Annotated in this window: 17 protein-coding genes; 6 read left to right on the top strand and 11 right to left on the bottom strand. The window is 42.3% G+C overall.

Annotated features, from left to right (window positions below; all coding sequences use genetic code 11):
• Positions 1 to 79: 79 nt before the first annotated feature.
• Positions 80 to 3,556 (top strand): DNA polymerase III subunit alpha, encoded by a 3,477-nt coding sequence (gene dnaE / locus AB4140_RS15610; protein WP_372001639.1) that lies wholly within the window; start codon positions 80 to 82, stop codon positions 3,554 to 3,556.
• A 64-nt stretch (positions 3,557 to 3,620) separates the two neighbouring features.
• Positions 3,621 to 4,994 (top strand): tRNA lysidine(34) synthetase TilS, encoded by a 1,374-nt coding sequence (gene tilS / locus AB4140_RS15605; RefSeq protein WP_102476169.1) that lies wholly within the window; start codon positions 3,621 to 3,623, stop codon positions 4,992 to 4,994.
• Here tilS and AB4140_RS15600 read toward each other — a convergent pair.
• Positions 4,971 to 5,867 carry a GGDEF domain-containing protein gene (locus AB4140_RS15600; RefSeq protein ID WP_372001636.1) on the bottom strand — a complete coding sequence of 299 codons (897 nt, stop codon included), beginning with the start codon at positions 5,865 to 5,867 and terminating at the stop codon, positions 4,971 to 4,973. The two genes, tilS and AB4140_RS15600, sit on opposite strands and share 24 nt — an antisense overlap.
• 180 nt (positions 5,868 to 6,047) lie before the next feature.
• Here AB4140_RS15600 and AB4140_RS15595 point away from each other — a divergent pair, with 180 nt between their 5' ends.
• Together AB4140_RS15595 and AB4140_RS15590 are read left to right on the top strand one after the other, a co-directional pair.
• Positions 6,048 to 8,000, top strand: coding sequence for a monovalent cation:proton antiporter-2 (CPA2) family protein (locus AB4140_RS15595; RefSeq protein ID WP_102439639.1), 1,953 nt, complete (start codon positions 6,048 to 6,050; stop codon positions 7,998 to 8,000).
• 153 nt (positions 8,001 to 8,153) lie between these two features.
• Positions 8,154 to 11,384, top strand: coding sequence for a DEAD/DEAH box helicase (locus AB4140_RS15590; protein WP_102439638.1), 3,231 nt, complete (start codon positions 8,154 to 8,156; stop codon positions 11,382 to 11,384).
• A 36-nt stretch (positions 11,385 to 11,420) separates the two neighbouring features.
• On the opposite strand, the gene AB4140_RS15585 is transcribed toward AB4140_RS15590, so the two are convergent.
• From AB4140_RS15585 to AB4140_RS15560, 6 genes are all read right to left on the bottom strand, one after another.
• Complete coding sequence (locus tag AB4140_RS15585; protein ID WP_241900947.1) at positions 11,421 to 12,638, bottom strand: CDP-glycerol glycerophosphotransferase family protein; 1,218 nt, start codon at positions 12,636 to 12,638, stop codon at positions 11,421 to 11,423.
• A gap of 63 nt (positions 12,639 to 12,701) precedes the next feature.
• Positions 12,702 to 13,106 (bottom strand): glycerol-3-phosphate cytidylyltransferase, encoded by a 405-nt coding sequence (tagD, locus tag AB4140_RS15580; protein WP_102439637.1) that lies wholly within the window; start codon positions 13,104 to 13,106, stop codon positions 12,702 to 12,704.
• A 54-nt stretch (positions 13,107 to 13,160) separates the two neighbouring features.
• Positions 13,161 to 14,555: a sugar phosphate nucleotidyltransferase gene (locus AB4140_RS15575; protein WP_372001633.1), complete on the bottom strand. Its 1,395-nt coding sequence runs from the start codon at positions 14,553 to 14,555 to the stop codon at positions 13,161 to 13,163.
• An 8-nt stretch (positions 14,556 to 14,563) separates the two neighbouring features.
• Positions 14,564 to 16,492 carry a WecB/TagA/CpsF family glycosyltransferase gene (locus AB4140_RS15570; protein WP_372001631.1) on the bottom strand — a complete coding sequence of 643 codons (1,929 nt, stop codon included), beginning with the start codon at positions 16,490 to 16,492 and terminating at the stop codon, positions 14,564 to 14,566.
• A gap of 218 nt (positions 16,493 to 16,710) precedes the next feature.
• Positions 16,711 to 17,769: a glycosyltransferase family A protein gene (locus tag AB4140_RS15565; RefSeq protein ID WP_102439634.1), complete on the bottom strand. Its 1,059-nt coding sequence runs from the start codon at positions 17,767 to 17,769 to the stop codon at positions 16,711 to 16,713.
• Positions 17,770 to 17,779: 10 nt separating this feature from the next.
• Positions 17,780 to 19,105 carry an oligosaccharide flippase family protein gene (locus AB4140_RS15560; RefSeq protein ID WP_102439633.1) on the bottom strand — a complete coding sequence of 442 codons (1,326 nt, stop codon included), beginning with the start codon at positions 19,103 to 19,105 and terminating at the stop codon, positions 17,780 to 17,782.
• A 377-nt stretch (positions 19,106 to 19,482) separates the two neighbouring features.
• On the opposite strand from AB4140_RS15560, the gene AB4140_RS15555 reads away from it, so the two are divergent.
• Together AB4140_RS15555 and AB4140_RS15550 are read left to right on the top strand one after the other, a co-directional pair.
• Complete coding sequence (locus tag AB4140_RS15555) at positions 19,483 to 19,848, top strand: hypothetical protein (RefSeq protein WP_372001629.1); 366 nt, start codon at positions 19,483 to 19,485, stop codon at positions 19,846 to 19,848.
• Positions 19,849 to 20,319: 471 nt separating this feature from the next.
• Positions 20,320 to 20,976: an NAD(P)H-dependent oxidoreductase gene (locus AB4140_RS15550; protein ID WP_372001627.1), complete on the top strand. Its 657-nt coding sequence runs from the start codon at positions 20,320 to 20,322 to the stop codon at positions 20,974 to 20,976.
• A 65-nt stretch (positions 20,977 to 21,041) separates the two neighbouring features.
• Here the strand turns inward: AB4140_RS15550 and AB4140_RS15545 are convergent, their stop codons facing one another.
• The 4 genes from AB4140_RS15545 to AB4140_RS15530 are packed head-to-tail and all read right to left on the bottom strand — an operon-like array spanning position 21,042 to position 25,502.
• The gene (locus AB4140_RS15545; RefSeq protein ID WP_102519059.1) at positions 21,042 to 22,322 is read right to left on the bottom strand and encodes a capsular biosynthesis protein; all 1,281 of its coding nucleotides are present in this window, start codon (positions 22,320 to 22,322) and stop codon (positions 21,042 to 21,044) included.
• Positions 22,277 to 23,848 carry an exopolysaccharide biosynthesis protein gene (locus AB4140_RS15540; RefSeq protein WP_241904064.1) on the bottom strand — a complete coding sequence of 524 codons (1,572 nt, stop codon included), beginning with the start codon at positions 23,846 to 23,848 and terminating at the stop codon, positions 22,277 to 22,279. Before AB4140_RS15540 ends, AB4140_RS15545 begins: the two co-directional genes overlap by 46 nt.
• Positions 23,849 to 23,858: 10 nt before the next feature.
• Entirely contained in the window at positions 23,859 to 25,067 is a 1,209-nt protein-coding gene (locus tag AB4140_RS15535) for a polysaccharide biosynthesis/export family protein (protein ID WP_372001625.1), read from the bottom strand.
• 39 nt (positions 25,068 to 25,106) lie between these two features.
• Positions 25,107 to 25,502, bottom strand: a complete 396-nt coding sequence (locus AB4140_RS15530; RefSeq protein WP_372001623.1) for an STAS domain-containing protein — start codon at positions 25,500 to 25,502, stop codon at positions 25,107 to 25,109.
• Positions 25,503 to 25,902 lie beyond the last annotated feature (400 nt).

Here is a 25,902-nt window from a genome sequence, read left to right as displayed (position 1 = left end):
TATTAAATTTGGGGTTAGTTTGTTAATCTGGCTAGCAGTTTTTTCCTTTTAATCACGCATTTCAAAGATACTATAATCTATGTCCGATCCTCGTTTTGTTCATCTTCGCGTTCACAGTGATTTTTCCATGTCAGATGGCGTGGCAAAAGTTAAACCTATTATTGCCAAAGCCGAAGAGCTTGGAATGGGGGCGCTAGCGATAACAGATCAAAATAACTTTTGTGGTCTGGTAAAGTTTTATGGTGGCTGTCATGGGGCAGGGATCAAGCCGATTGTTGGCGCTGATTTTTGGATGAAAGTCCCAGGTTTTGAAAAAGAGTTTTGCGCCTTAACTATCATCGCCTTAGATAACGACGGTTATCAAAATTTAACCCAGCTCATCAGTGAGGCCTATTTACGTGGCCAAATAGATGGGCGAGTGGTTATCGATCAAGAGTGGCTGATTAAGTTTAATAAAGGCATTTTGATTATTTCTGGGGCGAAAGAAGGCGATGTTGGTAAGGCATTATTAAAAGGTAACCAAACCCAAGTTGATCAGCTGATAAATTTCTATCAAACCCATTTTGAAGATCGTTACTTTTTAGAGCTTTTGCGAACTGGCAGAGCTGATGAAGAACGCTATCTGCACATGGCGGTAAAATTAGCTTCTGATCGCAATCTACCTGTTGTGGCGACCAATCAGGTGGTCTTTTTAAAGGCCGATGATTTTGAATCCCATGAAATACGGGTGGCGATCCATGACGGTTTTACTTTAGCAGATCCTCGCAGACCGAAAAAATACAGTAAAGAACAATACTTACGCACAGAAGAAGAAATGTGTGAGTTATTTGCTGATATTCCATCAGCACTGGCAAACAGTGTGGAAATCGCCAAACGCTGTAATGTGACTATACGTTTACACGAATATTTCTTGCCTAACTTCCCAACGGGCGATTTGACCATTGAAGACTTTCTCGTCGAAGTGTCGGAAAAAGGCCTAGAAGAGCGGCTGGAATTTTTATTCCCTGATGAACAGGTACGTTTAGAAAAGCGTCCCGAGTATGATGAACGCCTAGATATTGAGCTAAAAGTGATTAACCAAATGGGCTTCCCTGGTTACTTCCTTATTGTAATGGAGTTTATTCAATGGGGTAAGGATAACGATATTCCTGTTGGACCGGGTCGTGGATCTGGTGCGGGCTCATTAGTGGCATATGCACTAAAAATTACCGATCTTGACCCACTAGAGTACGACTTACTGTTTGAACGTTTCTTAAACCCAGAACGTGTCTCTATGCCTGATTTCGATGTCGATTTCTGTATGGATAGACGTGATGAAGTTATCGATCACGTTGCTGAATTGTATGGCCGAGATGCGGTATCACAAATTATTACCTTTGGTACCATGGCGGCAAAAGCTGTGGTACGGGACGTTGGCCGTGCACTCGGTCACCCCTATGGTTTTGTTGAACGGTTAACAAAAATGATCCCTGCAGAGCCCGGGATGACTCTGACCAAAGCCTTTGAAGTGGAGCCATCATTACCAGAAGCGTATAACGCTGATGAAGATGTCCGTGAGCTGATTGACATGTGTCGACGACTTGAAGGTGTTACTCGTAATGCCGGTAAGCATGCTGGTGGCGTGGTTATCTCACCGACAGTTATCACTGATTTCTCGCCCCTTTATTGTGATGCTGAAGGCTTAAACCCAGTAACACAATTCGATAAAAATGATGTAGAAACCGCAGGGCTAGTTAAGTTTGATTTCTTAGGCTTAAGAACCCTGACCATCATTGATTGGGCGCTGCAAATGATTAACCCGCGCCTAGCAAAGCAGGGCAAAGAGCCCGTCAGGATTGAGGCCATTGACTTAACCGATCCTAAGTCGTTTAGATTACTTCAGCGCTATGAAACCACAGCGGTATTCCAGTTAGAATCCCGTGGTATGAAAGATTTGATTAAACGTCTGCAACCCGATTGTTTTGAAGACATGATTGCACTTGTGGCACTGTTTCGCCCAGGCCCATTGCAATCAGGCATGGTAGATAACTTTATTGAGCGTAAGCATGGCCGTGAAGCGGTCTCTTATCCAGATGCAGAATATCAACATGAGTCATTAAAAGAACTACTAGAACCAACCTACGGCATTATTTTGTATCAAGAACAAGTGATGCAGATTGCGCAGGTGCTAGCAGGCTACACCCTAGGTGGCGCGGATATGTTACGCCGTGCAATGGGTAAGAAAAAACCTGAAGAAATGGCCAAACAGCGTGGTACTTTCAAAGAAGGGGCTATCAACAATGGTGTTGATGGCGACCTGTCGATGAAAATCTTCGATTTGGTTGAAAAATTCGCCGGTTATGGTTTTAACAAATCTCACTCAGCAGCCTATGCACTGGTTTCTTATCAAACCCTATGGCTAAAAACCCATTATCCTGCCGAGTTTATGGCGGCGGTAATGTCAGCGGATATGGATAACACAGACAAAATCGTTATCTTAGTCGATGAGTGCGAACGCATGGGCTTGCCGCTTATTCCACCGGATGTGAATAAAGGGTTATTCAAATTTACCGTTGATGACGAGCTTAACATTGTCTACGGTATTGGTGCGATAAAAGGGGTTGGTGACGGCCCGGTTGAATCGATTTTGAATGCCCGCAAAGATGGGCCTTTTATTGATTTATTTGATTTCTGTGCCCGAATCGATCTTAAAAAACTCAATAAACGGGTGATTGAGAAGTTAATTTGTGCAGGGGCATTAGACAGTTTAGGCCCGCACCGCGCGGCGATGATTGCCACATTACCAGAAGCGATTTTAGCTGCGGCGCAGCATAATAAAGCTGAAGCCATTGGCCAAAACGATATGTTTGGCCTACTTAACTCTGAACCAGAAGACAATAAACAAAACTTTGTTGAATGTACTCCTTGGCCTGATAAAGTTTGGCTTGAAGGTGAGCGTGATACTTTAGGTTTATACCTTACAGGTCATCCGATAAATCAATACTTAAAAGAGCTGAAGCAGTACACTTCAGGGCGTTTAAAAGACGTCCATCCGACTGACCGCGGTAAAACCATGAAGGCCGCGGGGCTAGTTATTGCCACTCGAGTGATGGTAACCAAACGTGGCTCAAAAATGGGGCTGGTGACGTTAGATGATAAAAGCTCACGCTTAGAAGTGATGCTATTTACTGAAGCGTTTGAAAAGTTTAATCACTTGCTTGAAAAAGATAAAATTTTGATCTGTGAAGGTGAGGTCAGCTTTGATGATTTTGCTGGTGGCAATCGCATGACTGCCCGCAACATCATTGAAATTGGCGAGGCTCGTAGCCACTTTGCCAATGCAGTGGAAATAAACATTACTGCTGATGACATCAATCAAACTTGGCTTGAGCAATTTGAGCAAGCATTAACGCCATGGAAAAACGGCAGTGTGCCGGTTATCATTAATTATCAGCAGCAACAAGCAGCAGGCCAATTACGCCTTGGTGATGAATGGCGGGTGAATCCAACCGATGAACTGATGCTGGCAATTGAAAGTCTAGTGGGCTCTAAAAACGTCAAAATCGTGTTTAATTAATTTAGCAAACTGGCTTTGGTTTCGGGCTCACATTGCTGAGCCATTTGGGCAATAGAGGCATCCATTGAGCGTAGATATTTGCAAAGCGATACAAGCGCATGCGCTAGTGCTATTAAACGCACAGCCTCAGGCTAAGTTAGTATTAGCTTACAGCGGCGGGGTTGATTCTGAATGCCTTGCCTATGGTTTAAGCCAGTTTGCCCAGCAGCACCCTAATATCCCTTGCTTATTAGTCCATGTTCATCATGGACTTAGTGACAATGCAGAGCATTGGGTCAATCATTGTCTCACTCAGGCTAAGCACTATCAGTTACCCATTCAGATAGAACGTGTAGCGATTAATAAAGCTGCGCGGCAAAGTTTAGAGGCGCTCGCCAGAGATGCCCGCTATAACGTCTTCAAAAAATACCTTAACCAAGGCGATATATTACTCACCGCCCATCATCAAGATGATCAACTGGAAACCTTACTGTTAGCCCTCAAACGTGGTCAAGGGCCCAAGGGCTTAGCGGCCATGGGCGCCATGCAGCCATTTAATCATCAAAGTTGGATTGTTAGGCCGTTACTTGATGTTACTCGCCAGCAAATTGAAGCTTTTGCCAGTGATAACCAACTTAAGCACATTGAAGATGAAAGTAATCAAGATGAGCAATTTGACCGTAACTTTCTGCGCCATGACATCATTCCGAGATTAAAAGCTCGCTGGCCAAGTATTGCCACCACCGCATCACGCAGTGCTAAATTATGCGCTGAGCAGCAGCAAGTGATTGAAGATGAAGTTGATACGCGCTTACCCGCATGGCTTGATACAGCAACACCATTTGAGTTGCCCGCTTTTAAATTACAGCAATTGTCAGACCAAACACCTCAATGGCAAGCCCTGTTGCTGCGGGGCTTTATTCAATCTTTAGGGTTTAATTTGCCGTCTCAATCGCAGCTGGAACAAATTTTACAGCAGCTGATCTATGCCGCTGATGATGCCAAGGTGGATATTTTTTGTGGTGATTACTCAATAAAGCGTTTTGCTGGCAAGGCATTTGTGGTGCCTGTTAGTAATGAAAAGCCAGATGATGTTGAGTTGATTGGCAATATTCAGTCATTGTGTACTGGCAAGCAATTGAGTTTAACCGTGCAGATGAATCAGCTAGCTGACTGCGCTATTGGTTTAACGCAAACGGGAGTAAGACTAAGGTTAGCGACAACGGAGCAAGTGACTATCTCATTTGGCGCCAAAGGCAGTATTCGCTGTCAGCCGCATTTTCGTGATAAAGGCCGTGAGCTTAAAAAAGTTTGGCAGGAGCTAGCCGTGCCACCTTGGCAAAGGCATAAAATACCGCTTATTTTTTACAATGACACCTTAGTTGCCGCCATTGGTTTTTGGGTTGATAAACGCTATCTTGCCAGCCATAACGAGTTAGGCGTTTGTTTGCATACTTAATTTAAAGCCGTTTTTACCCGCGGCTTTAGCGGCATATAGCGCTTTGTCAGCGGTTTCATAAAGCTTGTCTTGGGTTTGTTGCGGTAAAAACTCAGCGACACCAATGCTACATTGGACCTTAAATGCACTGGTTAATGGGTGAGTATTCATTGCTTTTATAATACGTTCACACAATGGTGTCATCGTATGTTCTTTTCCTTGGGCTATAATTATAAATTCATCACCACCAATTCGAAATGCTTGGTCAGTATTGCGGATAGCATCATTTAATAAATCAGCAAACTCTTTTAATACCGTATCCCCCAGTTTATGACCATGTTGATCATTGAGGTTTTTAAAGTTATCTAAGTCCAGCACAATCAGAGAAATATCAGCTTGTTTTCGGTTAGCTCTTGCCAGTGCACTCTTAATACTTTGCCGATAATAATAGCGATTACCTAGCCCAGTCAGGGCATCAAACATCGCTTGGTTCGACATCTGCGCATATTGGTAGGCATTATGTAATGGCTGATTGAACAGTTCTTCTAAGGTGTTTAACAATCTTGTTTGACTTGGTGTCAGTGGCGTAGATAAGTAATATTTAATGCTATAGGGCTCACCAAAACCGGTGATCACTCGCTGAATACTGAGTCCCTGGCAACGACCCCAATTCAGTTTTAATTGGTGATTAAGCTGGATGCCGCGGATCGGCAAAACTTGTCCGATGCTTTTGCCATAGCGGGCAAAAACGCTTTCAGGGTCTAAATTTGAGTGTAATTGCTGTAACACTGCCAGTAAATTAAGCCTAGGTTCTTCATCGGTTATTTTATAATAAGCTTCTGATTTACTTATAGTTAACTTCGGGTATGGTTGTGACGTTACTGCGTAGTCCATAGCTATTATCCCAATGATGATTTCAAGTTTCTAATTGTTATCCGTTTGATAAATTTATTAAGCAATAACTATGCCTGTTGTTTTTTGTTTACCATTTTCATAAGGTTATTGTTAATTTGCCACTTTGTTAATAGACTGTTTATCTAATCGTTATTTTATTGACTCGGAGAACATGCCTTTATGGAGCACAGTATTTTCATCCATATTCTCTCAATGCTAGTCATTGCGATTGTGGCAATTTCTTTGTTACGCCGAGTTGGGTTACCGCCAATCTTAGCTTATCTGCTAACCGGGGTTTTCAGCGGGCCTAGTGGCTTTCATTGGTTTACTCAAGCGCAAATGCATTCAGTGGCAGAATTGGGTGTGGTGCTGCTGATGTTTAGCCTAGGGTTAGAGTTTTCGGTTCCTAAGCTCTGGTCTATGCGCCGCACAGTATTCGGTTTAGGCAGTGCTCAGGTGACATTCACCGCATTAATTGCCGGTTTAGTCGCCTACTTATTCGGTCAAAATATGGTTGCTGCGGTGGTGATTGGCTCTGCTGTGGCGCTATCATCAACGGCGATTGTGCTAAAACTGGTTAATGATCAAGGCTGGATGCGTCGCCGACATGGCGAGCTCTCTGTCAGTGTGCTGTTATTTCAAGATATTGCCGTGGTACCGCTACTGATTGTATTACCTTTGTTATCTCCTAGCAGTGAAGCCATGGGCGCTGTTGAAATCGCTTGGGGGCTGTTCACTGGTATTTTGGCCTTTTTAGCATTGATGTCATTTGGTAAATGGATTTTACCGCGTATTTTTGATGAAGTAGCCCGCTCTCGCTCTAACGAATTGTTTGTATTATCAACCTTAGTGGTGGTGTTAGTTACTGGGGCGTTTACCCAGTGGCTGGGATTATCCATGGCGTTAGGTGCTTTTATAGCGGGGATGCTGTTAGGGGAAAGTCAGTATCGACGTCAGTTAGAAGCGGATATTAGACCATTTAGAGATTTACTGATGGGACTGTTTTTTATCTCCATTGGTATGCTATTAAATTTTGCTATTGTTGTTGAGTTTTGGTGGCAAATTTTATTAATCCTCATTGCAGTGTTAATGACCAAAATCTTAGTGGTGTTTGGTTTATTAAAGCTTGGGGGCGAGCAATTTAAAGTGGCATTAAGTACGGCTATCAGTTTGGCTCAAGTGGGTGAATTCAGTTTTGTGGTATTAGCCTTGGCGGTTAATTATCAGCTATTAGAAACTCAAATGAGTACCATTTTAGTGATGGTGGCGGTGTTATCCATGTCCATCGCACCTTGGTTAGTCAGGCATTGTGTTGATATTGCGGCAAAAATTGAGGGTAAAACCAATAGTAAAGATCAAATGGATGAAGAATTCATTTTACCCAGCCCTGATGATGGCGACTTGGTATTAATATTAGGTTATGGCCGTGTAGGGCAAACCATTGCGCGTTTTTTAAAAACCGAAGCGGTGCCATTTGTGGTGCTGGACTTAGATCCCAAACGTGTTTCTGAAGCCCGCGCTGCAGGCGAGCCGGTCTATTTTGGTGATGCCTGTAAAATGGGCTTGTTAAAGCAAATTGGTATTCGCCGAGCCAGCATGGTGGTGATCACCTTTGGTGAGTCAAGGCAAGTTGAAGACTGCTTAGCATTATCACGTAAATTAGCCCCTGAAACTAAAATTATTGTTCGCACTACAGATGATGCTGAATTAGAAAATTTAACAGAAGCTGGCGCCACTCAAGTTATTCCAGAAAAGCTCGAAGGCAGTTTAATGCTGGTGTCGCAAGTGCTGTATAAATGTGGCGTGCCGCTACCAAGAATTATTAAACGTTTAGAGTCTGAGCGCCGTAATCACTACCAATATTTACATGGTTTTTTCACTGGCGCCGAAACCGACTTTACCTTGGAACTGCTGCATGCTGTGGCGTTAGATACAGGTGCAGATGCTATCGGCAAGAAACTCACCGATATTGACTGGTCGCAGTTTAGTGTTGAAGCACGAGCTGTTAGACGTAAAGGTGAGGAGATAAGTCCACCGCCGGATGATTGGGTGTTTGAGCGCCGTGACATTGTGATGGTGGTAGGAAAACCCCGTGCAATTGAAGCCATTGAAGAGCACTTATTACAAGGCTAGCATCAATTAGCTTACGCACTCTATGATATTAGCCTTAAAAAAAATAATTAAAGCGCATGTCACGGTAGAATTTTACAGGCATCTTCCATAGAATGGATGGTTACGCTCGTTGTTGTGTAGCCATCTTTTGCTACTGCTCGTATGGAATAATGCATGTCTGCCAAATTGTTTAATCTTCCAATAAAAATTACCTTAGAACTTGTTGCTAAGCTATTTTCATCTACTCAACTGCAAAAGGCGCAGAATTATTTGATTGAAGGGCGGGTACTCGACGTTCACGCCAGTCAAGATAACCACAATGTTGAATCCTATGTGGTAGGAACCGCCACCGAGCCTTATCGTCAAGACATCAGCTTGGTCAATGTCAATCATAAAATCGTGATGAAATCTCATTGTACTTGCCCTGTTGCTAGCAATTGTAAGCACGTTGCCGCAGCGTTACTGGCGTTAGTGGATAAAAAGCCAGTTGAAGAGCAGCGTCTTAGCCAATGGATTTTACAATTAGATAAGCAAGATACCCTCACACAGACCGAAGATGATGAAGATAAAGAACGGATAATCTTTGTGTTATCAAGCGATCATCATGGTATTTTTGTTGAGTTTAAACGCAGTAAATTAAACAAAAAACTGCAGTACAACAAAGGCAGTAAAGTTGCGTTAAATGATGTGAAGTATCATCTGCCATGGTGGATTAACGCTGAAGATAGCCAAATCATCAGCTTATTATTATCGTCTTCAAAAAGTGCCTCAAAAATCTATCTTGAAGGTGAAATTTGCGCACTGGCATTAAATAAGATGATCCAACTTGGCAGTTGCTTTTGGGAAGAAAGCCGCACCCCAATTCAGATGACCCGCGCATTAACCCCAGACTTTATTTGGCAAGAAACTGATACCCGTCATACGCAAATCAGTATGACCATGCCTGAGCTTGAAAACTGGGAGTTTATTGCCACCAATCCACCGATGTTTATGGATTTAGACTATCTAAAGATTGGTCATTTGGATACTGACTTAAGCGTTGAAAAATTAAAGCTATTGCAACAAATGCCGCCAGTGCCATTAGATAAAGTCGACGATATCAGCGATAAAATGTTGCGTCACTTTTCCCCTAAAAGTGTCCCTGTACCCAGTGAAATTGAATTTTATGAAATTGAGCAGCCATTAGTCGCAAAGCTGACTTTTACCATGGTGCAATTAAGCGACAGCGCAGTTATGCAGCCGGTATTACAGCTGCAGTTTGGCTATGGCGATATGCTGTTGTCAGGCAAATTAGCTCGCGAAAAAATCACCTTGATTAAGCAAGGTAAAGTCCAGTATCAAATTCATCGTGATCCTGAGCAAGAAGCGCAAGTGGTGCAGATACTACAAAGCTTGCAATTGCAACTTATTGATAACAGCCTGCTGACTTATAATCATGCCAGTAGCTTTTACAGTTTAGGCTTAATGCCTGATATGGTGAATGAGTGGGCCCAGCTCACCACCTTTGGGGTGATGACCTTAGAAGACTTAGGCTATAACGTAGAGTTTGCCCCAGAGTTTGACCTTAATATTGTTGAAGCCGACATTGAAGTTGACCTTGACGATGATGAAGACAGCGGCTGGTTCTCACTGTCACTTAATGCTGATATTGATGGCCAAAGTGTACCTTTATTAAGTTTAGTTGCCCGTTGGCTGCAGCAAAATGGCGAGCCAGATGACGAGCAGGAGCTCATTCTGCCAGGGCCTAATGGCCGCTTTGTGAAGATTAAAGCCAAAACCATTAAACCGCTTATTTCGGTTATCCAAGAGTTATTCCAGCGTGGTGGTGGCGACCAACTAGAAGTCCCTCGCAATCGGGCTGACTTATTGAATGAGTTATCAGAAAGCGATATTCGGTTACTTAATGGTGAGCGCGTTAGACAGTTAGCCAATAAACTTACCGAGTTTAAAGGCATAGAGTCAGCGCCGCTGCCAGAAGGGCTTAATGCCACCTTACGTGACTATCAAAAGCAAGGTTATGACTGGCTGTGTTTCTTAAAAGAATACCAATTAGGCGGTATTCTTGCAGATGATATGGGGCTAGGTAAAACCCTGCAAACGCTCGCTTTTTTACTTAAAGCGAAACAATCAAAGCAACAAAGCAGCGCAGTTAATCCACGGGCATTTAGGCCCAGTTTAATTGTTTGTCCCACCAGTTTAGTGGGCAACTGGTTTAAAGAAGCACAAAAGTTTACCCCAAGTTTAAAAGTGCTGGTGGTACACGGCAGTAAACGTCAGGCATTACTTGAGCAGATTGCAGATTACGATGTGATTGTGACCACTTATCCTTTGATCTTGCGTGATGAATTGTTCTATAGCGAATACAGCTTTGAGCATATTATTTTAGATGAAGCACAGCAGATTAAAAATGCCCAAGCAAAAGTCACTCAAGCGCTTAAAACCTTCAAAGGCCAATTTAGATTATGCTTATCAGGTACGCCACTTGAAAACCATTTAGGCGAGTTAAAATCACTAATGGATTTTTGTTTACCGGGATTATTAGGTCAGCATAATTACTTTAATAAAGAATTTAGAGGCCCGATTGAAAAGCAAGCTGATACTGAAAAATCGGCGATATTGCTCAATCGTATTGCGCCGTTTTTACTGCGCCGCACCAAAAGCGAAGTAATGTCGGAGCTACCAGAAAAAACCATAATCATTCAAACCTTAGAGTTAGAAAAAGATCAGCGTAATTTATATGAAAGTATCCGTTTAGTGATGGAGAAAAAATTACGTGAATTGTTTGCTAAACAAGGTGTATCAAGCAGTCACATTGAGTTTTTAGATGCATTGCTTAAACTACGCCAAGCCTGTTGTGATCCACGCTTAGTGAAGCTAGAGCAAGCGCAGTACGTCAAAGATAACGCCAAACTCACTTGGTTGACTGAAAATGTACCCGAGATGGTTGAAGAGGGCCGTAAAATCCTTATTTTCAGCCAGTTTACCGGTATGTTGGCGCTAATTGAGCAAGAATTGATTGATTTAGGCATAAGCTATAGCAAGCTTACAGGGCAAACCCGTAACCGTCAGGTTGAAATTGACGCCTTCCAAGAAGGTGAAATTCCGGTGTTTTTGATTAGCCTAAAAGCGGGCGGCACAGGGCTTAATTTAACCGCCGCCGATACCGTGATCCATTTTGACCCATGGTGGAACCCGGCTGCCGAAAAGCAAGCCACAGATAGGGCGCACCGTATCGGTCAGCTCAACCCTGTATTTGTGTATAAACTGATTGCCCAAGGGACGGTAGAAGAAAAAATTCAAGAGATGCAGCAGCACAAACAAAGCCTAGCTGATAGCATTCTTGCAGGCAGCGCTAAAAGCCAGTGGACAGGTAATGCAGATGATTTACTGTCACTGCTTCGCTAGTCGCTAGTCGCTTGTTAGTAAGTCATTGATGGGGTTTTATTTAGCCTTAACAAATTCATCCAAACAATCAAACACATTGATATGTTGATATTGCCAATAGAGCTGAGATAACTCAGCTCTATTTTTTTTATGCTCAGCTTGCTGACTAGCATCGTTTTTATCCAACGACGTAGCAAGGTAAGCCATAAGTTGGCTAAATTCAGTTATCACCCTACCCGCAGCAGGAATAGACGCTGCATAGTCATAGCATTGGCGGCTGTCAGTACTATATTGCTGCTGATCAAATTGATAAAACACAATATCCGCTTGGCTTTGCAGCATATCGATATACAAAGACGAATAATCGGTAATTAATAGATCAACCTCATTAATAATTTCATAGGTATCTTGCCAATCACTGATATTAATAATGTTAGGGTAATTGGATATATCATTGCCAAGTTGGGCTTCATTAGGGTGAAGCCGTAATAAAAATAGCTGCTTATTAGCAACTAAATAAGCCGATAACAACTCAAAATCAAATGCTTGCAAATAAGGATTCGATTGTTTTTCAGCAAGGGCAGAGGCGTCACGCCATGACGGGGCATAAAGAATAATACTGTCAGCGTGATTAATTTGCTTAAGTTCATCAGCTAAGGAATTTGATTCGGGGTAGTGGCTGTAATAATCAGTGCGCGGATTACCGCAATTGAGCATTTGGTTAAGGTTGATGTTAAAGGCGCTGGCAAAAAGGTTGGCCACTAAATCACTGGGGGCAATCATATGATCAGGCTTTACTTTTTGCTGGTGGTATAAACTTGCAGAGTTAAGCTTTTCGCTCAGGCTTTTAGGGTGATAAATCGTTAATAACGGGCCGTTGTTAATATCATACTCAATACGTTTTAGCGGCGAGCCATGCCATAAATTAACCTTGGTGGCACCTTTAGCAAAATACTGATTAATATCACCAATATAACTAGTATAGAAATAAAACTCAGCGGTTAACGCATGATAAATCCCTTTGGCGCTCCAGCGGTGATACGCCTCATAGCCTTGTTGGTTTAATGCGCTGATAACATCGCCATCGCCACTTATCCAAATCGCGCGGATCGTTTTTGTGCGCTGCCAATGTAAAAACAGGTATTTGCTATTATCGGCAAATTTATTTTTATAACACCCCATCACTGCTTTGCGCGTTCTTGGCGTTAAGCCAGATAAAAAATATACGCTTTGAGTCATGACATATTTGATGCTATTGGCAATAAATTGGCTCATGCAATGTCTCCTTGACTGTAAATTCCTTTAAATACAAAGTTTAGCACTAAACTGCTAATAAGCTTAGGCCGCATTAACAGATTTAACCGCGAGGTTATTTTTAATCTCAGTGGTTGAAATATCGTCGGTACGGGTGAGGTACATGACTTCGCACTGGCTTTTTAAGAAATCAAATTCACCTTGCCAATCATCGCCGATGGCAAAAATATCAACATCAAAACGGCTAACATCAGCTGATTTTTGCTGCCAGTTATGCTCAGGAATGACCTTTGATACATATTTACAAGCCGCCACAATTTCTACCCGTTGCTGGTAGCTAAAGAAAGCTGCCTTGCCTTTTAGGGCATTAAATTCATCGGTAGAAACCCCAACAATCAGTTGATCGCACATTTTGCTTAGGCGCTGAAATAATCTCACATGGCCAAAGTGGAATAAATCAAATGTACCGTATGTAATGATGGTTTTCATAATGAATATCCTTTTTAATCAGTAATTAGCTGCAATCTCTAATTTAAAATCAATTTAGCTTTTAATGATGATGTCAGCTTGTTTGCTGTGAAACTTTTGCTGCAATATGTTTGCTAGGTAAAGTGGCTTTTGCGCTTGGGCAAATTCCATTTCAACCATTTGTATTTCTTCATCAGGGGTGTGCTGGTCAAAGTTCAATTGCACCGGACCATAGACGCCATAAGTGGTGTTGCTGTCATGCAAATGCTTATGTTTACTGGATGCGCCAAATAGGGCTAAATCGCCTTTGGCTGTTAACCAAAGTTGTGGCAGTAGTGAAAAAAACTTGTTGTTAAAATTAAACTTGTACGCTTTAACGGCTTTATTGTGGTTGTTAATCACGGTTTCAGTCAGCAGTGGTTTATTGGGCTTGATGATCAATGCGCCCACAAATAAGGTCAGTAATAGTGGTGACAGTAAGATATAAAACATCATCATTAGTCCACGCTGCATTAGCGTGTGGTAATTACTGGCGCTTTGGGTCGATGTGGCGATTAAACTTTGATCTTCAATTTTGCTCCAACTGCTGGTTTGTGGGTCTATCATCAAGTCTTGGGAAATGATTTTATTGTTAACCGATAATTGCGGCCCAACATAGGTATTAGGCAAAATAATACTGTTTTGGATCTGGCTATCTTCAATAAAGCAGTATTTTCCCACCACCACCGCATCAGTTAATTGAGCTTTATGAGACACTTTGGTGTATTCACCAATTGCGCCATACACCTCGGCGCTATCTAATTGCGGCAGCTCGCATTGGGCTTCAACCATAAGGCTTTGGTTGCTTGAGCCTGTTTGGTGTTTGCGACCTTTACTGCTAAATATTTTGCTACAAATCACAAATTCAGTGGCTGCCACATAGCCTGATAAGCTGTCTAAATAAAAGCACTGACCATGAAGCACTTGGGCGATACTATCATCATGATCTACCGCTGTGGTTTGCAGTGGCCAGTTAAGCAATTGATTGTGTTTCCAGCCAGCGGGTAGCATCATCATTCCAGGGTTACGCTGCTCCATTGTTGCGTGAACAAATTTGGTGGGTACCATGCTGGAAAATGCCACAAAACGCTCTAGGCAAGGGCTTCTTAATATATCGCCTCGAACCACTAATGCCTGGGTGGTGTTATCGATATGCATTCTGGCAAGCACGCTATTAACTGCTTCTTGTGGCTTACTTAAAAAATACTCAATATTCAAACCCCATTGCTGGCCATTACCAATTTGGGCTTCCAGTTGTTCTGCATCAGCGCAAATCACCATTTTGACTTGGCTTATGCCTGCATCCGCTAAATCTTCTAGGGTGTACTCCACTAGAGGCTTGTTTGCTAGCGGTAATAGCGCTGGGCAATATTGCTGGTTTAGCGGCGCTAATTCATTTCCATTGCGGTTGGCAAATACGATAGCTTGCATAAGGTCTCCTAGTAGGCGCCACGCGCCAAAAGTACAGCTGGAATAGTTTTTAATAACAGTGTGATATCTTCTTTAAGCGATTGTTTGTAGATGTAATCAATGTCCAGTTCTACTTGCTTATCAAAAGGAATATCTGAGCGTCCGCTAACTTGCCAAATGCAGGTGATGCCAGGTTTTACCCCTAATCTGCGACGGTCGCTTAACTGATATTGGCTTACTTCATTAGGTAGTGCAGGTCTTGGGCCAACTAGTGACATATCACCAATTAACACGTTCCAAAGTTGTGGTAACTCATCGATTGAAGCTTTGCGGATAAGTTTTCCTATGGTGGTAATACGCGGATCTTGCTTCATTTTGAAAATGACGCCACCTTGCATTTCATTGTTTTGTTTGATTTTTTCTAACCTTTGCTCGGCATCAATATACATTGAGCGAAACTTCCACATGGTGAATGCTTGGTTATTTTTGCCACTGCGTGTTTGTGAAAAAAAGATCGCCCCTTTCGACTCAATTCGGATACTTAATGCGGTTAACGCAAATAATGGCGCTAATAAAATTAGCAAAATGCTAGCAGCAACAATATCGAATGTGCGTTTTGCAAATTGGCCACATTTGATTTTAAAGAAGTACCAATGACGGTTGTGATTTGAAATAGCTGATAGCGGCTGAGCCTTAGCTTGGCTGGTGGCTGAGGCCAAATTTAGCTGTTGTTTTTGCTTTAACACTCGCGCTAAAAATAGCGGGTTACCCACCACGTAGCGTTTCCACATGCGTTGTGGCTCTTGTGCTAAGCGCCATATCCATTCCATTCCTACTTGTCTGACAGCAATAGGTGCACGAGAAACATTATTGGCGAAGTAATCAAACAGTCCACCAACCCCAACGGCTGCGCCCACCTTTAATTGATATTTATGTTGCTCAATCCAATGTTCTTGCTTTGACGCCCCCATGCCGACGAGTAGTAGCTGCGCCCCTGATTGATTGATTTGCTCAATCACCTCTTGTTGGTTGCTTTCATTTAAATAACCATGATGACAGCCCACTATCTGTAAATCAGGGTACTGCTGTTTAAGGTTGGTTGCCGCCTCTTCAGTGGTGCCAGCAGTTGCCCCCAGGAAAAACAGTTTTATCCCTTGCTCACTGGCGCGTTGACACAGTAACGGCAGCATATCAGTACCATTCACATTGTCTTTAAGGCCGATACCGTGTAGCTGGCAAGCAATACGAATACCGCTACCATCAGCAAAAACTTGCTGGCATTGATTGAGAATATTTTTATAAGAGCTGTCTGTTGAGGCAATGTTCAAGCAGTCTGCATTTACAAAGGCAAAATGTTGGGTTTCATCGCCCACAGAGTGCTGCGCTGCTTTAACCAGTTTTTCAACACTGTCAGCCATTTTATTATTATCAATATTGACCCCAAGTAAGTTGAATTGCTCAGGGTAATTCAGCTCAGTAGAGACAACAATTAAACGGCAAATTAGGCACTTACTTAGGTTAATTAGGTAATGAAATAAGCTGCTAAATTCAGGGGCTGCATTATTGATATGTTCAATCCCCATATTGCGCTGCATTTTTTCAATGGAAAAAACACCAGGGCGGCTATTGGTTGAACTTGGCTCAAACACGCAATACTCAAAGGCACTGCCTAAAAAACCAATATCGCCTTTAATGATCCCCAATAAAAACGGCAGTCTTGAAAAGCGCCCTTGGCTAAATTGATACAGCGCAACTTGGCGATCTGATACATGAATGTAGATAGCATCAAAAATAGCTTGCTTTGAGCAGGCAAGTATTAAGGTTTTAAACACCATTATTGGTAGCATTAAAACCAGTAATATTATCGCCATAAAGCAATCAAAAGCGCGGACTGACAATAAGGTTGAGTCTGATGCCTGCGACTGGGTTTGAGTGTTTACTGATTGATGAGCGTCCATACCGTACCTCATAAAATGCAATGATTAATCGTTCGATACCTTGTTAAAGCACGAACTATTCCATATTTGTTAAGTATCTAATTAATAGTGTATTATTGTGTTTTTAACTGTTTTTTTCGGTGGGTTTTTAGCAAGGGGCTTGCAATAAAAAGCTGACTTTGCAGAATGCGAATCGCACTGCAAAGCCAGAACAGGGAAGATGAGATAAGAGCTGCGGGTTACAATTTACTTTGTTGCATAAATTCACTTGAAACGCCGTCACGTGAAATACGTAGTTTTTGTAAAATGCCGATAAATTTTTGCCCAACAGCTTCGATAGCGATATAACCCCAAGCAGGTATTATCCACTGCGCATATGCGGCAATCATGGTGGTGACGGTTTTAAAGGTTTCACTTCTTATAATGCTAGGTGATGCTTTCATCGCGCGGTTAAACAGCTTTACAGCAGCGCTGCCATCACCAATGCGAATAGCTTGTCTCGATAAATAACGTAATTGGAACCCGCGAGCAGACTCTTCATGTTGCTTTAATAATTTAGGAGCAAAACCACGGGCTTTTTCAATCATTTTCTCCCATGAGGCATATTGCTTCTCAAGGTTTGCTGATAAGCCACCATGATTAAGGCGGTAGTAAGTTAATGGCTCTGGTAGCCCTTCAATTTCCCAAGAGGTGGTTGCAGCAATACGTAACCAACATTCAATATCTTCTGATTGGCGGAAGTTCTCATCAAAGTAGCAGCTGTGGCGATTTTTACTGCTTGCTGGCTGAAAGCGTATGTCGTTTAAGGTGCTGCGGCGAATAACCGGCGCTGAGCCATTTCCTACAGGGTTACGGCATAATAAATGGGCAGCATCAATGTCAAAAAGTTTTGGCATTTGATAAAAATCGATAAACTTACCTTGATAATCAATAAAGCTTGAGCGTGAAAAACTTAATCCAACGTTGGGGTTCTTATCTAAATGCACCACATGGCGCTGTAGTTTTTCAGGGTGCCATAAATCATCAGAATCAATAAAGGCCACAAACTCACCTAATGAATGACGGATGCCGGTATTTCTTGCCGCTGCTAAACCTTTGTTGGTTTGATGACGGATGATATGTACTCTTGGATCGCCGATAAATTGTTTACATATTTGCATGCTATTATCATCACCGCGATCATCAACAATCAATAGCTCGAAGTTGTCATAGGTTTGCTTTAATACTGATTCAATAGCCGATTTAACAAACTGTTCAACGTTATAAACTGGCATTACTACTGAGATTCTAGGAGACATAATGTTTTCCTTAACTGTTTGTAACAGTTGGTTGATTAAATGAGATACGGCTGCTGTACCAGCAAAGCCAAGGCATAATAATTAAGTAAGTCACCATCACACTCAGTGCGACTGTGCTTAAGCTGAACTGACTTGCAACACTGATCACCAGGGTTAACAAAGCGGTGATAGCTAAATTGAGTTTGAAATTTAAACGGCTATGGCCGTGGGCAAGTAATAACTGACTGGCGGCTTCTGCCATTGGGCGAACAAGGCCGCTTAAACATAAGAAGATGAACACTGAAATGGCATCGGTTGTTAACCATTGCTCACCGTATACAAATGGCACGTAAAGGGGCGCAAGTGTTGTTTGTAAGATGATGATAGGGGCGGTAATCGCGCTAATGGCCATCACACTGTGACGAAACTTCTGCTTAGCAACTTGTTGGCTATTTGCTACATTGCTCGCGATTTTATCGTCGCTACAAAGGTGCGAGTAAAACGCGGTACCAAAGCTTTGAACTAGCCCTAAACTGATCCCCAAGCTGACGTTGTAAGCAAAGAAGTAAACCCCCAGAGCCTCAACCCCCATGAAGTAACCAATGACCAGATAATCAATGCTTTGTCTTAGGGTGTTAATCAAATCGCTTGAGCTCACAGGAATGCTAAAGCTAAGGATTGATTTAACATTTTTAACGGATGCTTTTTGGGTAAAAGTCGGTAACGGATTGCCATTTTTATGCAGGTAAATCCAGACCAATACCATCACCACTTTAGGGATAATAATGGCCCACAAGCCAAAGCCGCTCAGTGCAAGTATTGCAGTTAAGATGCCATCGCCCACGGTTTGCCAAAGGTTGGCGCTAGCCACTTTACGCATATTGTTGTTACGTAAGTTCACCGTGGCGTACAACATGCCAAATGGCAGTAATAAATAACTACTGGCAACAAACAAGATAGGCAGAACAAGTTGGCTGTCTTGGTAGTAATAAGCCAGTGGTAAGCTGATTAAACTCATTAGTGCAAAGGCAATAAGGCAGGCGCCGAAGTTAATCACATTGGCGCTGGCTAAGTTGTCTTTAAACTCGGTATCATTCATGCGAATAAGTGCTGCTGAAGTAATGCGGCGAGTTGGAGTACAAATTAATTCAAATAGGGTTAAGGTAATGGCCACTTGACCGAAGATTTCTGGTGTCAGTAATCTCGCGGTTATCACGCTAGCTGCTAATCTCACAATACGGCCACTAAACTGAGCACTCGCCAACCACATTAGGTTTTTACCCAATGTACGAATGCCTTGATTCAGCATTTGATTGACGGTCGTTTTAGGACCTAGTGAGTTAGTGGTTGTTTGCATTATTTGTACCCTTGATCTTGTTAGCTAATTTGATCTTGTTTGCAAATTCAAATTAGGACTAGCTGACTGCATACAAGGGGAGTTACACTTATCGTGCCAACTTTTATGTGTGTGTTTTAATTGGGTTTTATTATTTTGCGGGGTAAGTGCTGCTGAGGTGTTTTAGCAAATTGAGATAGAGCCGTTGCAGTTTGCAATACTTTAACTGAGAGCATCAAAGCGCTTTTCATTGGTTTGCTTTGATGTATGGCGTTAACCCGTTTAGGATTGATTTAGCTATTCACTTTAGCTATTTACTTTAGCTATTCACTCTAGCTAATAGTGGTGCCAGCGTGTATTGGCAAGTGAGTGAAAGGCAAAACTAACAGGATGGACAAATGAACAAATCGACCTCTTTATTGATGAGCATGGGTTTGCTGCCAGCGAGCTTAACCTTGTTAGCTGGATTAACTTTATCAGGCTGTAGCCAAGATGTGCCAAAGCAGCAAACTGAGCAATCGACTATGCAATCAAGTGCGCAATCAACTGCAGCAGTTGAAAGTAGCTTGTGTACTCAAGCTTGGTTTAAGCAAGTAGATCAACAACTGATTTCAGGCGATGGTCAAGGTCATGGGCCTGACTTAGGCTCAGATGAATGGCAGTCGGTGATTGAATTTAAGTTAGGTGTAAGGGGCGACACTGATGTGCCAAATCGACACTCTAAGGCTTGGTGCGCGTATGTGCAGCAGAAGTTATCTCAGTAACCAGCTGCCATTATCTATGTGAGTGTTATCCATTTTTATCAGCTCTTATCAAGGGCTGACTTCTGCGTCACTTTAGCGGTTAGCGCTTAAAGAGGGGTGATAGCTGTGCATGCTATGGGGTTTAATCATCTATTACCAAAAAATTGTTGATAATGTAACAACTATTAGCCCCTTTAAGCATAGGGACCTAGCGACTATAATCAACGTTCTTATGTCGTTAGGAAGTTATTTTAATTCTGTTTGCTATGGCGGGGTTAAATAAGCTTATAACCAAATAAAGTGCTTAATTAATAATAGTTTTTTACATAAAAAGTTAAAAGTAACTTATTAAATAAGCATTTGTTTTGAGTTTATTTAGCTTAGCTAAGCAAAGTAATGATTTTATTGAATACTTTATAACTTATGGCATTCGGCAGTTGCATTTCCCGTGGATGAAAGCCGGGAATATTAATGAAAGTGGAGACAGTAAATATGACACATCCAATTATTGAAGACTTAAACAATCGCTATACAGCAAAGCGTTATGATCCTTCAAAGCGTGTTTCAAAAGAAGATTTAGCGGTGATCTGTGAGGCGATGCGACTTTCAGCATCTTCAATTAATTCACAGCCTTGGCAGTTTATTGTGCTTGAAAGTGATGCAGCAAAACAAAGAATGCACGACACTTTCGCCAATAAATATCAGTTCAATCAGCCCCATGCTAAAGCCTGTTCTCATATTATTTTATTTGCCCATAACCCTCACTATACCCGTGACGATTATGCCAAAGTGGTTGATAAGGGCATTGAAGATGGTCGCACAAAACCTGAAAATCGCGAGCAAGCTTTTGGTGGTTACTCTTTTGCTGAATTAAATACCGATGCACAGGGCAATAACGAGGCGTGGACACGCTCTCAAGCTTATCTTGCACTGGGTAACACCTTGCATACTTTAGCCCGTTTAGGTATCGACTCGACCACAATGGAAGGGGTTGATAGTAAACTTATCGGTGATATTTTTGCCGAAGAATTAGATGGTTATGAATGCTATGTTGGTTTAGCTATCGGTTACCATCATAGTGATGAAGATTACAATGCCAGCTTACCTAAGTCGCGTCTTGCATTTGATCAAGTGATAAAAATTATTTAATGGCGTAAGCCATAGCCGCTGTGATGACAGTGTTTTGTTACCACTTAGGTAACAAAACACAATGATTAGTCCTTCAAGGCAGCGGCTTTTTTGAGTACGGCTTCTGGCTCTTCAGCTCGCAGCGTCATACCTAATACAATTAATCCCGGCCAAAATAAATAGGCTAGAATTTCTAAATTCTCGCCGAAGGTATATAAACTTAACATCAGTAAAATTGCCATGCCGACTCTGGCCATAGGCTGACTAAATAATCGGATCAATAATATCAAGAAGGTGACTAACATCGGAATTGCTAACGCTACAGCGCCGACAACGCCTTTAACAAACAATAATCCATACCAAGTATGATGCGAGCCTATGGGCATGTATTCCACCATGTGCGGCCCTCGCTCAACGATACCATGGCCAAAGATCACCGCTTCATTCATCCACCTTTCAACGGCAATATCAGCCAAAGCTTGACGAACGCGAGTTGAATCGGCGCGGGCAGCTTTTATGGCGGCAATACTGATTTGTATTTTGTTGATAGTGGCTTCACCGACAACCCCAATAAGTAACATTAACGGGCTAAGTAAAAAGTACAGTAAAGGTGAGCGCACAAGTTTAAATAGGGTGAAAAAGCCGATTAAGGCGAAATAACACACCAAGCCAAGACGGGATTGCGACATTAATACCATCAGTAAGCTGCCTGCAATGCCCCACTTTTTCCAACGTGAATCCTTTTCTTGTACGGCAAAAATAAAATATAAGTTACCTAGCATGCCTAATGCCGGTGCCCATGGGGTAAACAGACGCCAGCGGGGAACGCCGCTGCCAGGGTCGATTTCATATAAACTGACGCTGAAAAACTCAGGCCCTGGGCCACCAATAATGCTCAGTGGCGACACATATAAGGTGCTGGGCAAGCCAACTTTCCAAGCAATTAAAAACAGCGGGAACAGCAAAATAGTATGTTTGCAGACTCTACAGCAGGCGCGATAAATAATTTCAGGCCGAATAGATAAGCAGCCAATAAGCGGAAATATTGCCAGTAAGGCCCAGCCTTTGGCCCAGCCAATAGATGATTTAATTAATTTGCCAATACCTAAGCCAAAATCGAGGTGGCCGACCACTAAGGCAATAAGCATGAACAACATGCCAAACACCCATACATAATGGCTGATGCTAATTCTATATGTTTGCTGACCTGAAATTTTTTTATAAAGTAAGCGTGCAAATAGCACCCATGCAATCACAGGTGCAATGACATATAAAGCACCAAACAGCCAAAATAAATAACTATAAACAATGCTGTTGTATATTATTTTTTCGTCAACATTTTGCGCAACAATGGTTTGCGGATCCATAAAATGCTCAACCCTAGCAGTAACATGAAAGAAGCGCTTAACCCACCAAAGATAATTAGTATGCTGGCTAATTTATTGGGAGAATGAGCTAAACTCGGCGGCGAAAATAATTGCAACATGGGGTAAGCCGAGTAGATATCTGATTTACCCACATCCAATTTTGCCATCGCAGAGGTTAATACCGTAGTGGCTAACTGGTGTTCACGTTGTAAATCTGCAAGCTTGGCGGCATCATCGTTACTGTGCTGCAAGCGTAGCTCCCACTGATCAATTTGCGCGATCAGTGAATCTACTTCTGATTGCGTCGCTTGTCGTTTTGAGGCTATGGTAATGAACTCTTGCATCATCACTGCGCGGCCATCAACATCATCCACCGTTAGCATCATTAAAATTTTCTCATCTTGAAATCCAATAATGGTATTAAAGCGCTGCTTCATACTATCGAAGATACTGTCTAACTCTGCTTTTAGGGTGACTAATGTCGGGTGACGACGACCCAAGCGCCCAGCATTTTCAATGTAAGTGGTATTGGCGGTGTTGTGTTTTTCAAGTAACTGCTGAAACAGCTTATCATTGTTGAGTTTGAGTAAAATCGCAGCTTGTGAGTCATTAATGCCAAGGTGTTTTTCATAGAGTTCATAGCTGGCATTTAAACCTTGCAGTGACGCTGAAAGGGTCACTTTACTATGGCGTAAGCGCTCAATGGTGATGGCTAACTCTTTAAACTGATCAAGGGTTATTAGGCCTCGCTCAGATTGAAAATCCAGTAATTGCTTTTGTGTTTGCTTTACTCGGGCGTTATAGCTTTTCAGGCTACGTTGAATACCTCGCTCGCGCAGGCTATTTTCATCAAAACGCAGATCATCAAGAATGTCTTGTAAAGAACGATACATAGCCCAGCCACGTTTTTGAGCTTGCTCTGGCGATGCGCCATTAATACTAAACTCCATTAAGCCCGTTTGACTGGGGAGTTTAAGTTTGGGTTTTGGTATTTCATTGCTAGGCACTTTTAAATAAAACGCAGCGGTTTGCATCAGCAAGCTGCTCATGGAAATCGCTTTAAAATTCTCTCTGGGATCAATGGCCGAGCTCATATAAGGCGAGCTATTGGAGCTACTTGCTTGACCAAGGCTGTCAAGGCTTAGGGAAGACCCCGCTGCGACCCCAGGTAATATGACCACCCATTTACTTTCGTATTTGGTGGGGGTTAGCGCGATAAAAACAGCCACCAACAGCCAGACAATGAGCAGTGATATCAAGGCTGTTTTGATGTACAGGCGTTTACGGGCTTTAGGGGTTAAGTGGCTGCCTTCTAATGTGGCGCGTTTAATCCAATATAAATAGGCAAGTTCTGAAAAGCTGGCGTAATCTTGCTCTGTTTCGATGTCAGTGTTTTGTGCGCTTTGGGTTTCATTTTCAAGCTTAACGTCAGTATCAGCACTGGAGCTTGTGTGCGCCCCTGCTCCAGAGTCTGCTTGTTTCTGGCTCTGTTCGCCTTTGCCGCTTTTGCAGTTTCCTTGGCTCATTATTGTCTCCTTACAACCATCCGATAAGGGTTGTTGGCACGACCAATTCAGTTACTGTTCTGGCTATTTCACGGATATTAGTTACGCGAGAGTCATAACAGGCAAGTCCATCACCGGGGAGTAATACTGGGTTTGATTCATTATTCCAGGCCGTTTGAATTAAGCCATCAATTGAGCGTTCGACAATATCTATTTGATTAGATAATGGATTTTTAGTCACTAGGATAACGTAACGACTGGCATTGGTGGTTTGGGCACCACCGACACAGTTGGCCGCAATGGCGCCATTTAGCAAGCGGGTGCCGTAAGGAAAGCGTGTTGCTTCACGGTCTACTGCTGACTGACTATTTGAACTTGCAGGTTGCGTTAAGTTTGACATAAATACCCTGATCCCTGGTGTTGTCAACTGAGAAGGTCTGGCTAATTGATCATTAAATGAATGCGTCGAAGGAACATGTACATGATCGCCAGCCATTAAAGTCATGTTTGGTACTTTCTCTCCCGTTAGCATACCACGTAAATCCATATTGAAAACCTGACCATTACGGATGACCTTAATTGCTGAAATATCAGCATCTGGGCGCACCCCACCAGAAGACTTCACCGCGGCGGCTACATTACGCTGAATGGCTTGGTCACCAGCAAAGTTACTGCCATCATCTTTAAGTTCAATGGGGAGTTTTTTGTTGATCATGTGCTGACCTGGCTCAAATACTGCGCCAGAGGTGGTGATTTCAATAGGTGCCCAGCTAATAGGTAATATACTGATACGCACCGCATGGGCCAACATCAGATTTTCATCGATTAATATGTTTCTGATTTGATTGTTTAATTGATTAAGAGTCAGTCCTGTAACTAAAATTGGCGGTAAATAAGGCAGATAGATATTGCCGTCGGCATCTACTTCCACATCTTTACTAAATTCATCACCATTGAGTATTTTTACCGAAATTTTATCCCCTACAGATAATGACAACGCTTGCTGGGTATCAACCACCATCGACTTATTACCGAAAATTGGCGCAGTAGGGAAAGTCGTATGGTTTGAGGTCACAGCGCTGACCTTTCTGTTATAAGGCGTTTTTTGGCCAAAGTAATGGCAGCTAGTGAGTTGCTGCTCTAAATCACAAACATCTTGCTCAGCTGGTTGCATAGGGGTCACGCAAGCGGTTAAGCCTGCGATAATAGCGATAGAAAGTAGTGATTTGAATATGTTCATTTCTGTTCCCCTTTACGTCCGTGATTTAGTGGTTCCTGCTTAGCTTGCTAACTCTGAGATGATTTTTTCATCAAAGTCAGAGGGTTCAACAATGCTGCTATGACGCAAAAAATCTAACGCTAACGCCTCAGTTTCAAAAATCTCAAAAATATGGTGTAGGCGCGTTAATTCAATTAATGAACGTACCGCAGGACTAGGTGACAGTAATACGATGTTGCCTTGATAATTAAGCGCTTGATTACGGGCGGAGATAAGCACAGATAAGCCACTTGAATCGATGTACTCTAAATGCTGCATGTCGATAACTAAGCGGGTATGGCCTCTATCAATATAATCAACCAGTGCCGCTCGGTAAGTTGGGGTATGAGCCATAAACATTCTGATAGGTAATGTTACTACACTTGCATGTTGGGCTACTTTGATTTCAAATTTCATAACCTGCTCCTAAACATCTATTGATGCGCTAACTTTGATTAACTAAATCGTGATGAGATAAATGACGTCTAAAATTGAATGGGTGGATTAATCATTTATCCTCTGCTTAATCTATAGTTAGCAGGATGCGTGCCAATTATTTAGTTGTTATTAATCAGTGGTTTAAGGTTTTGTTTTGCTGTCGTCTGGCTGTGTGTTGCTTATTGCTAAGCTTTAATTGCGGTTTAAAACTATGTCGTTGCAGAATGCAAAAGCACTGATTACAACTTCACGACCTAGTATTTGCAATTCGCAGTATTGATTTAGTTTATATTGCAGGGAAGGGTCAGCCTAAGTACAGATAATATGAATTTTCGATAAAACGGCTTTGGTTTGATATAGATTGTTTGATATGGATTGT

Origin of the sequence: Shewanella sp. 10N.286.51.B2, from assembly GCF_041469265.1 — a bacterium.
Taxonomy (GTDB): Bacteria; Pseudomonadota; Gammaproteobacteria; order Enterobacterales; family Shewanellaceae; genus Shewanella.
The sequence above is the reverse complement of the archived record's forward strand: the minus strand, read 5'-3'. Positions and strand labels throughout refer to the sequence as shown.

Bases quoted from the DNA above. Each gene is read 5' to 3' on its own strand.
- dnaE (WP_372001639.1), top strand. From the start codon at position 80: ATGTCCGATCCTCGTTTTGTTCATCTTCGCGTTCACAGTGATTTTTCC.
- AB4140_RS15600 (WP_372001636.1), bottom strand. From the start codon at position 5,867: ATGGACTACGCAGTAACGTCACAACCATACCCGAAGTTAACTATAAGT.
- AB4140_RS15595 (WP_102439639.1), top strand. From the start codon at position 6,048: ATGGAGCACAGTATTTTCATCCATATTCTCTCAATGCTAGTCATTGCG.
- AB4140_RS15590 (WP_102439638.1), top strand. From the start codon at position 8,154: ATGTCTGCCAAATTGTTTAATCTTCCAATAAAAATTACCTTAGAACTT.
- AB4140_RS15585 (WP_241900947.1), bottom strand. From the start codon at position 12,638: ATGAGCCAATTTATTGCCAATAGCATCAAATATGTCATGACTCAAAGC.
- tagD (WP_102439637.1), bottom strand. From the start codon at position 13,106: ATGAAAACCATCATTACATACGGTACATTTGATTTATTCCACTTTGGC.
- AB4140_RS15575 (WP_372001633.1), bottom strand. From the start codon at position 14,555: ATGCAAGCTATCGTATTTGCCAACCGCAATGGAAATGAATTAGCGCCG.
- AB4140_RS15570 (WP_372001631.1), bottom strand. From the start codon at position 16,492: ATGGACGCTCATCAATCAGTAAACACTCAAACCCAGTCGCAGGCATCA.
- AB4140_RS15565 (WP_102439634.1), bottom strand. From the start codon at position 17,769: ATGTCTCCTAGAATCTCAGTAGTAATGCCAGTTTATAACGTTGAACAG.
- AB4140_RS15560 (WP_102439633.1), bottom strand. From the start codon at position 19,105: ATGCAAACAACCACTAACTCACTAGGTCCTAAAACGACCGTCAATCAA.
- AB4140_RS15555 (WP_372001629.1), top strand. From the start codon at position 19,483: ATGAACAAATCGACCTCTTTATTGATGAGCATGGGTTTGCTGCCAGCG.
- AB4140_RS15550 (WP_372001627.1), top strand. From the start codon at position 20,320: ATGACACATCCAATTATTGAAGACTTAAACAATCGCTATACAGCAAAG.
- AB4140_RS15545 (WP_102519059.1), bottom strand. From the start codon at position 22,322: ATGGATCCGCAAACCATTGTTGCGCAAAATGTTGACGAAAAAATAATA.
- AB4140_RS15540 (WP_241904064.1), bottom strand. From the start codon at position 23,848: ATGAGCCAAGGAAACTGCAAAAGCGGCAAAGGCGAACAGAGCCAGAAA.
- AB4140_RS15535 (WP_372001625.1), bottom strand. From the start codon at position 25,067: ATGAACATATTCAAATCACTACTTTCTATCGCTATTATCGCAGGCTTA.
- AB4140_RS15530 (WP_372001623.1), bottom strand. From the start codon at position 25,502: ATGAAATTTGAAATCAAAGTAGCCCAACATGCAAGTGTAGTAACATTA.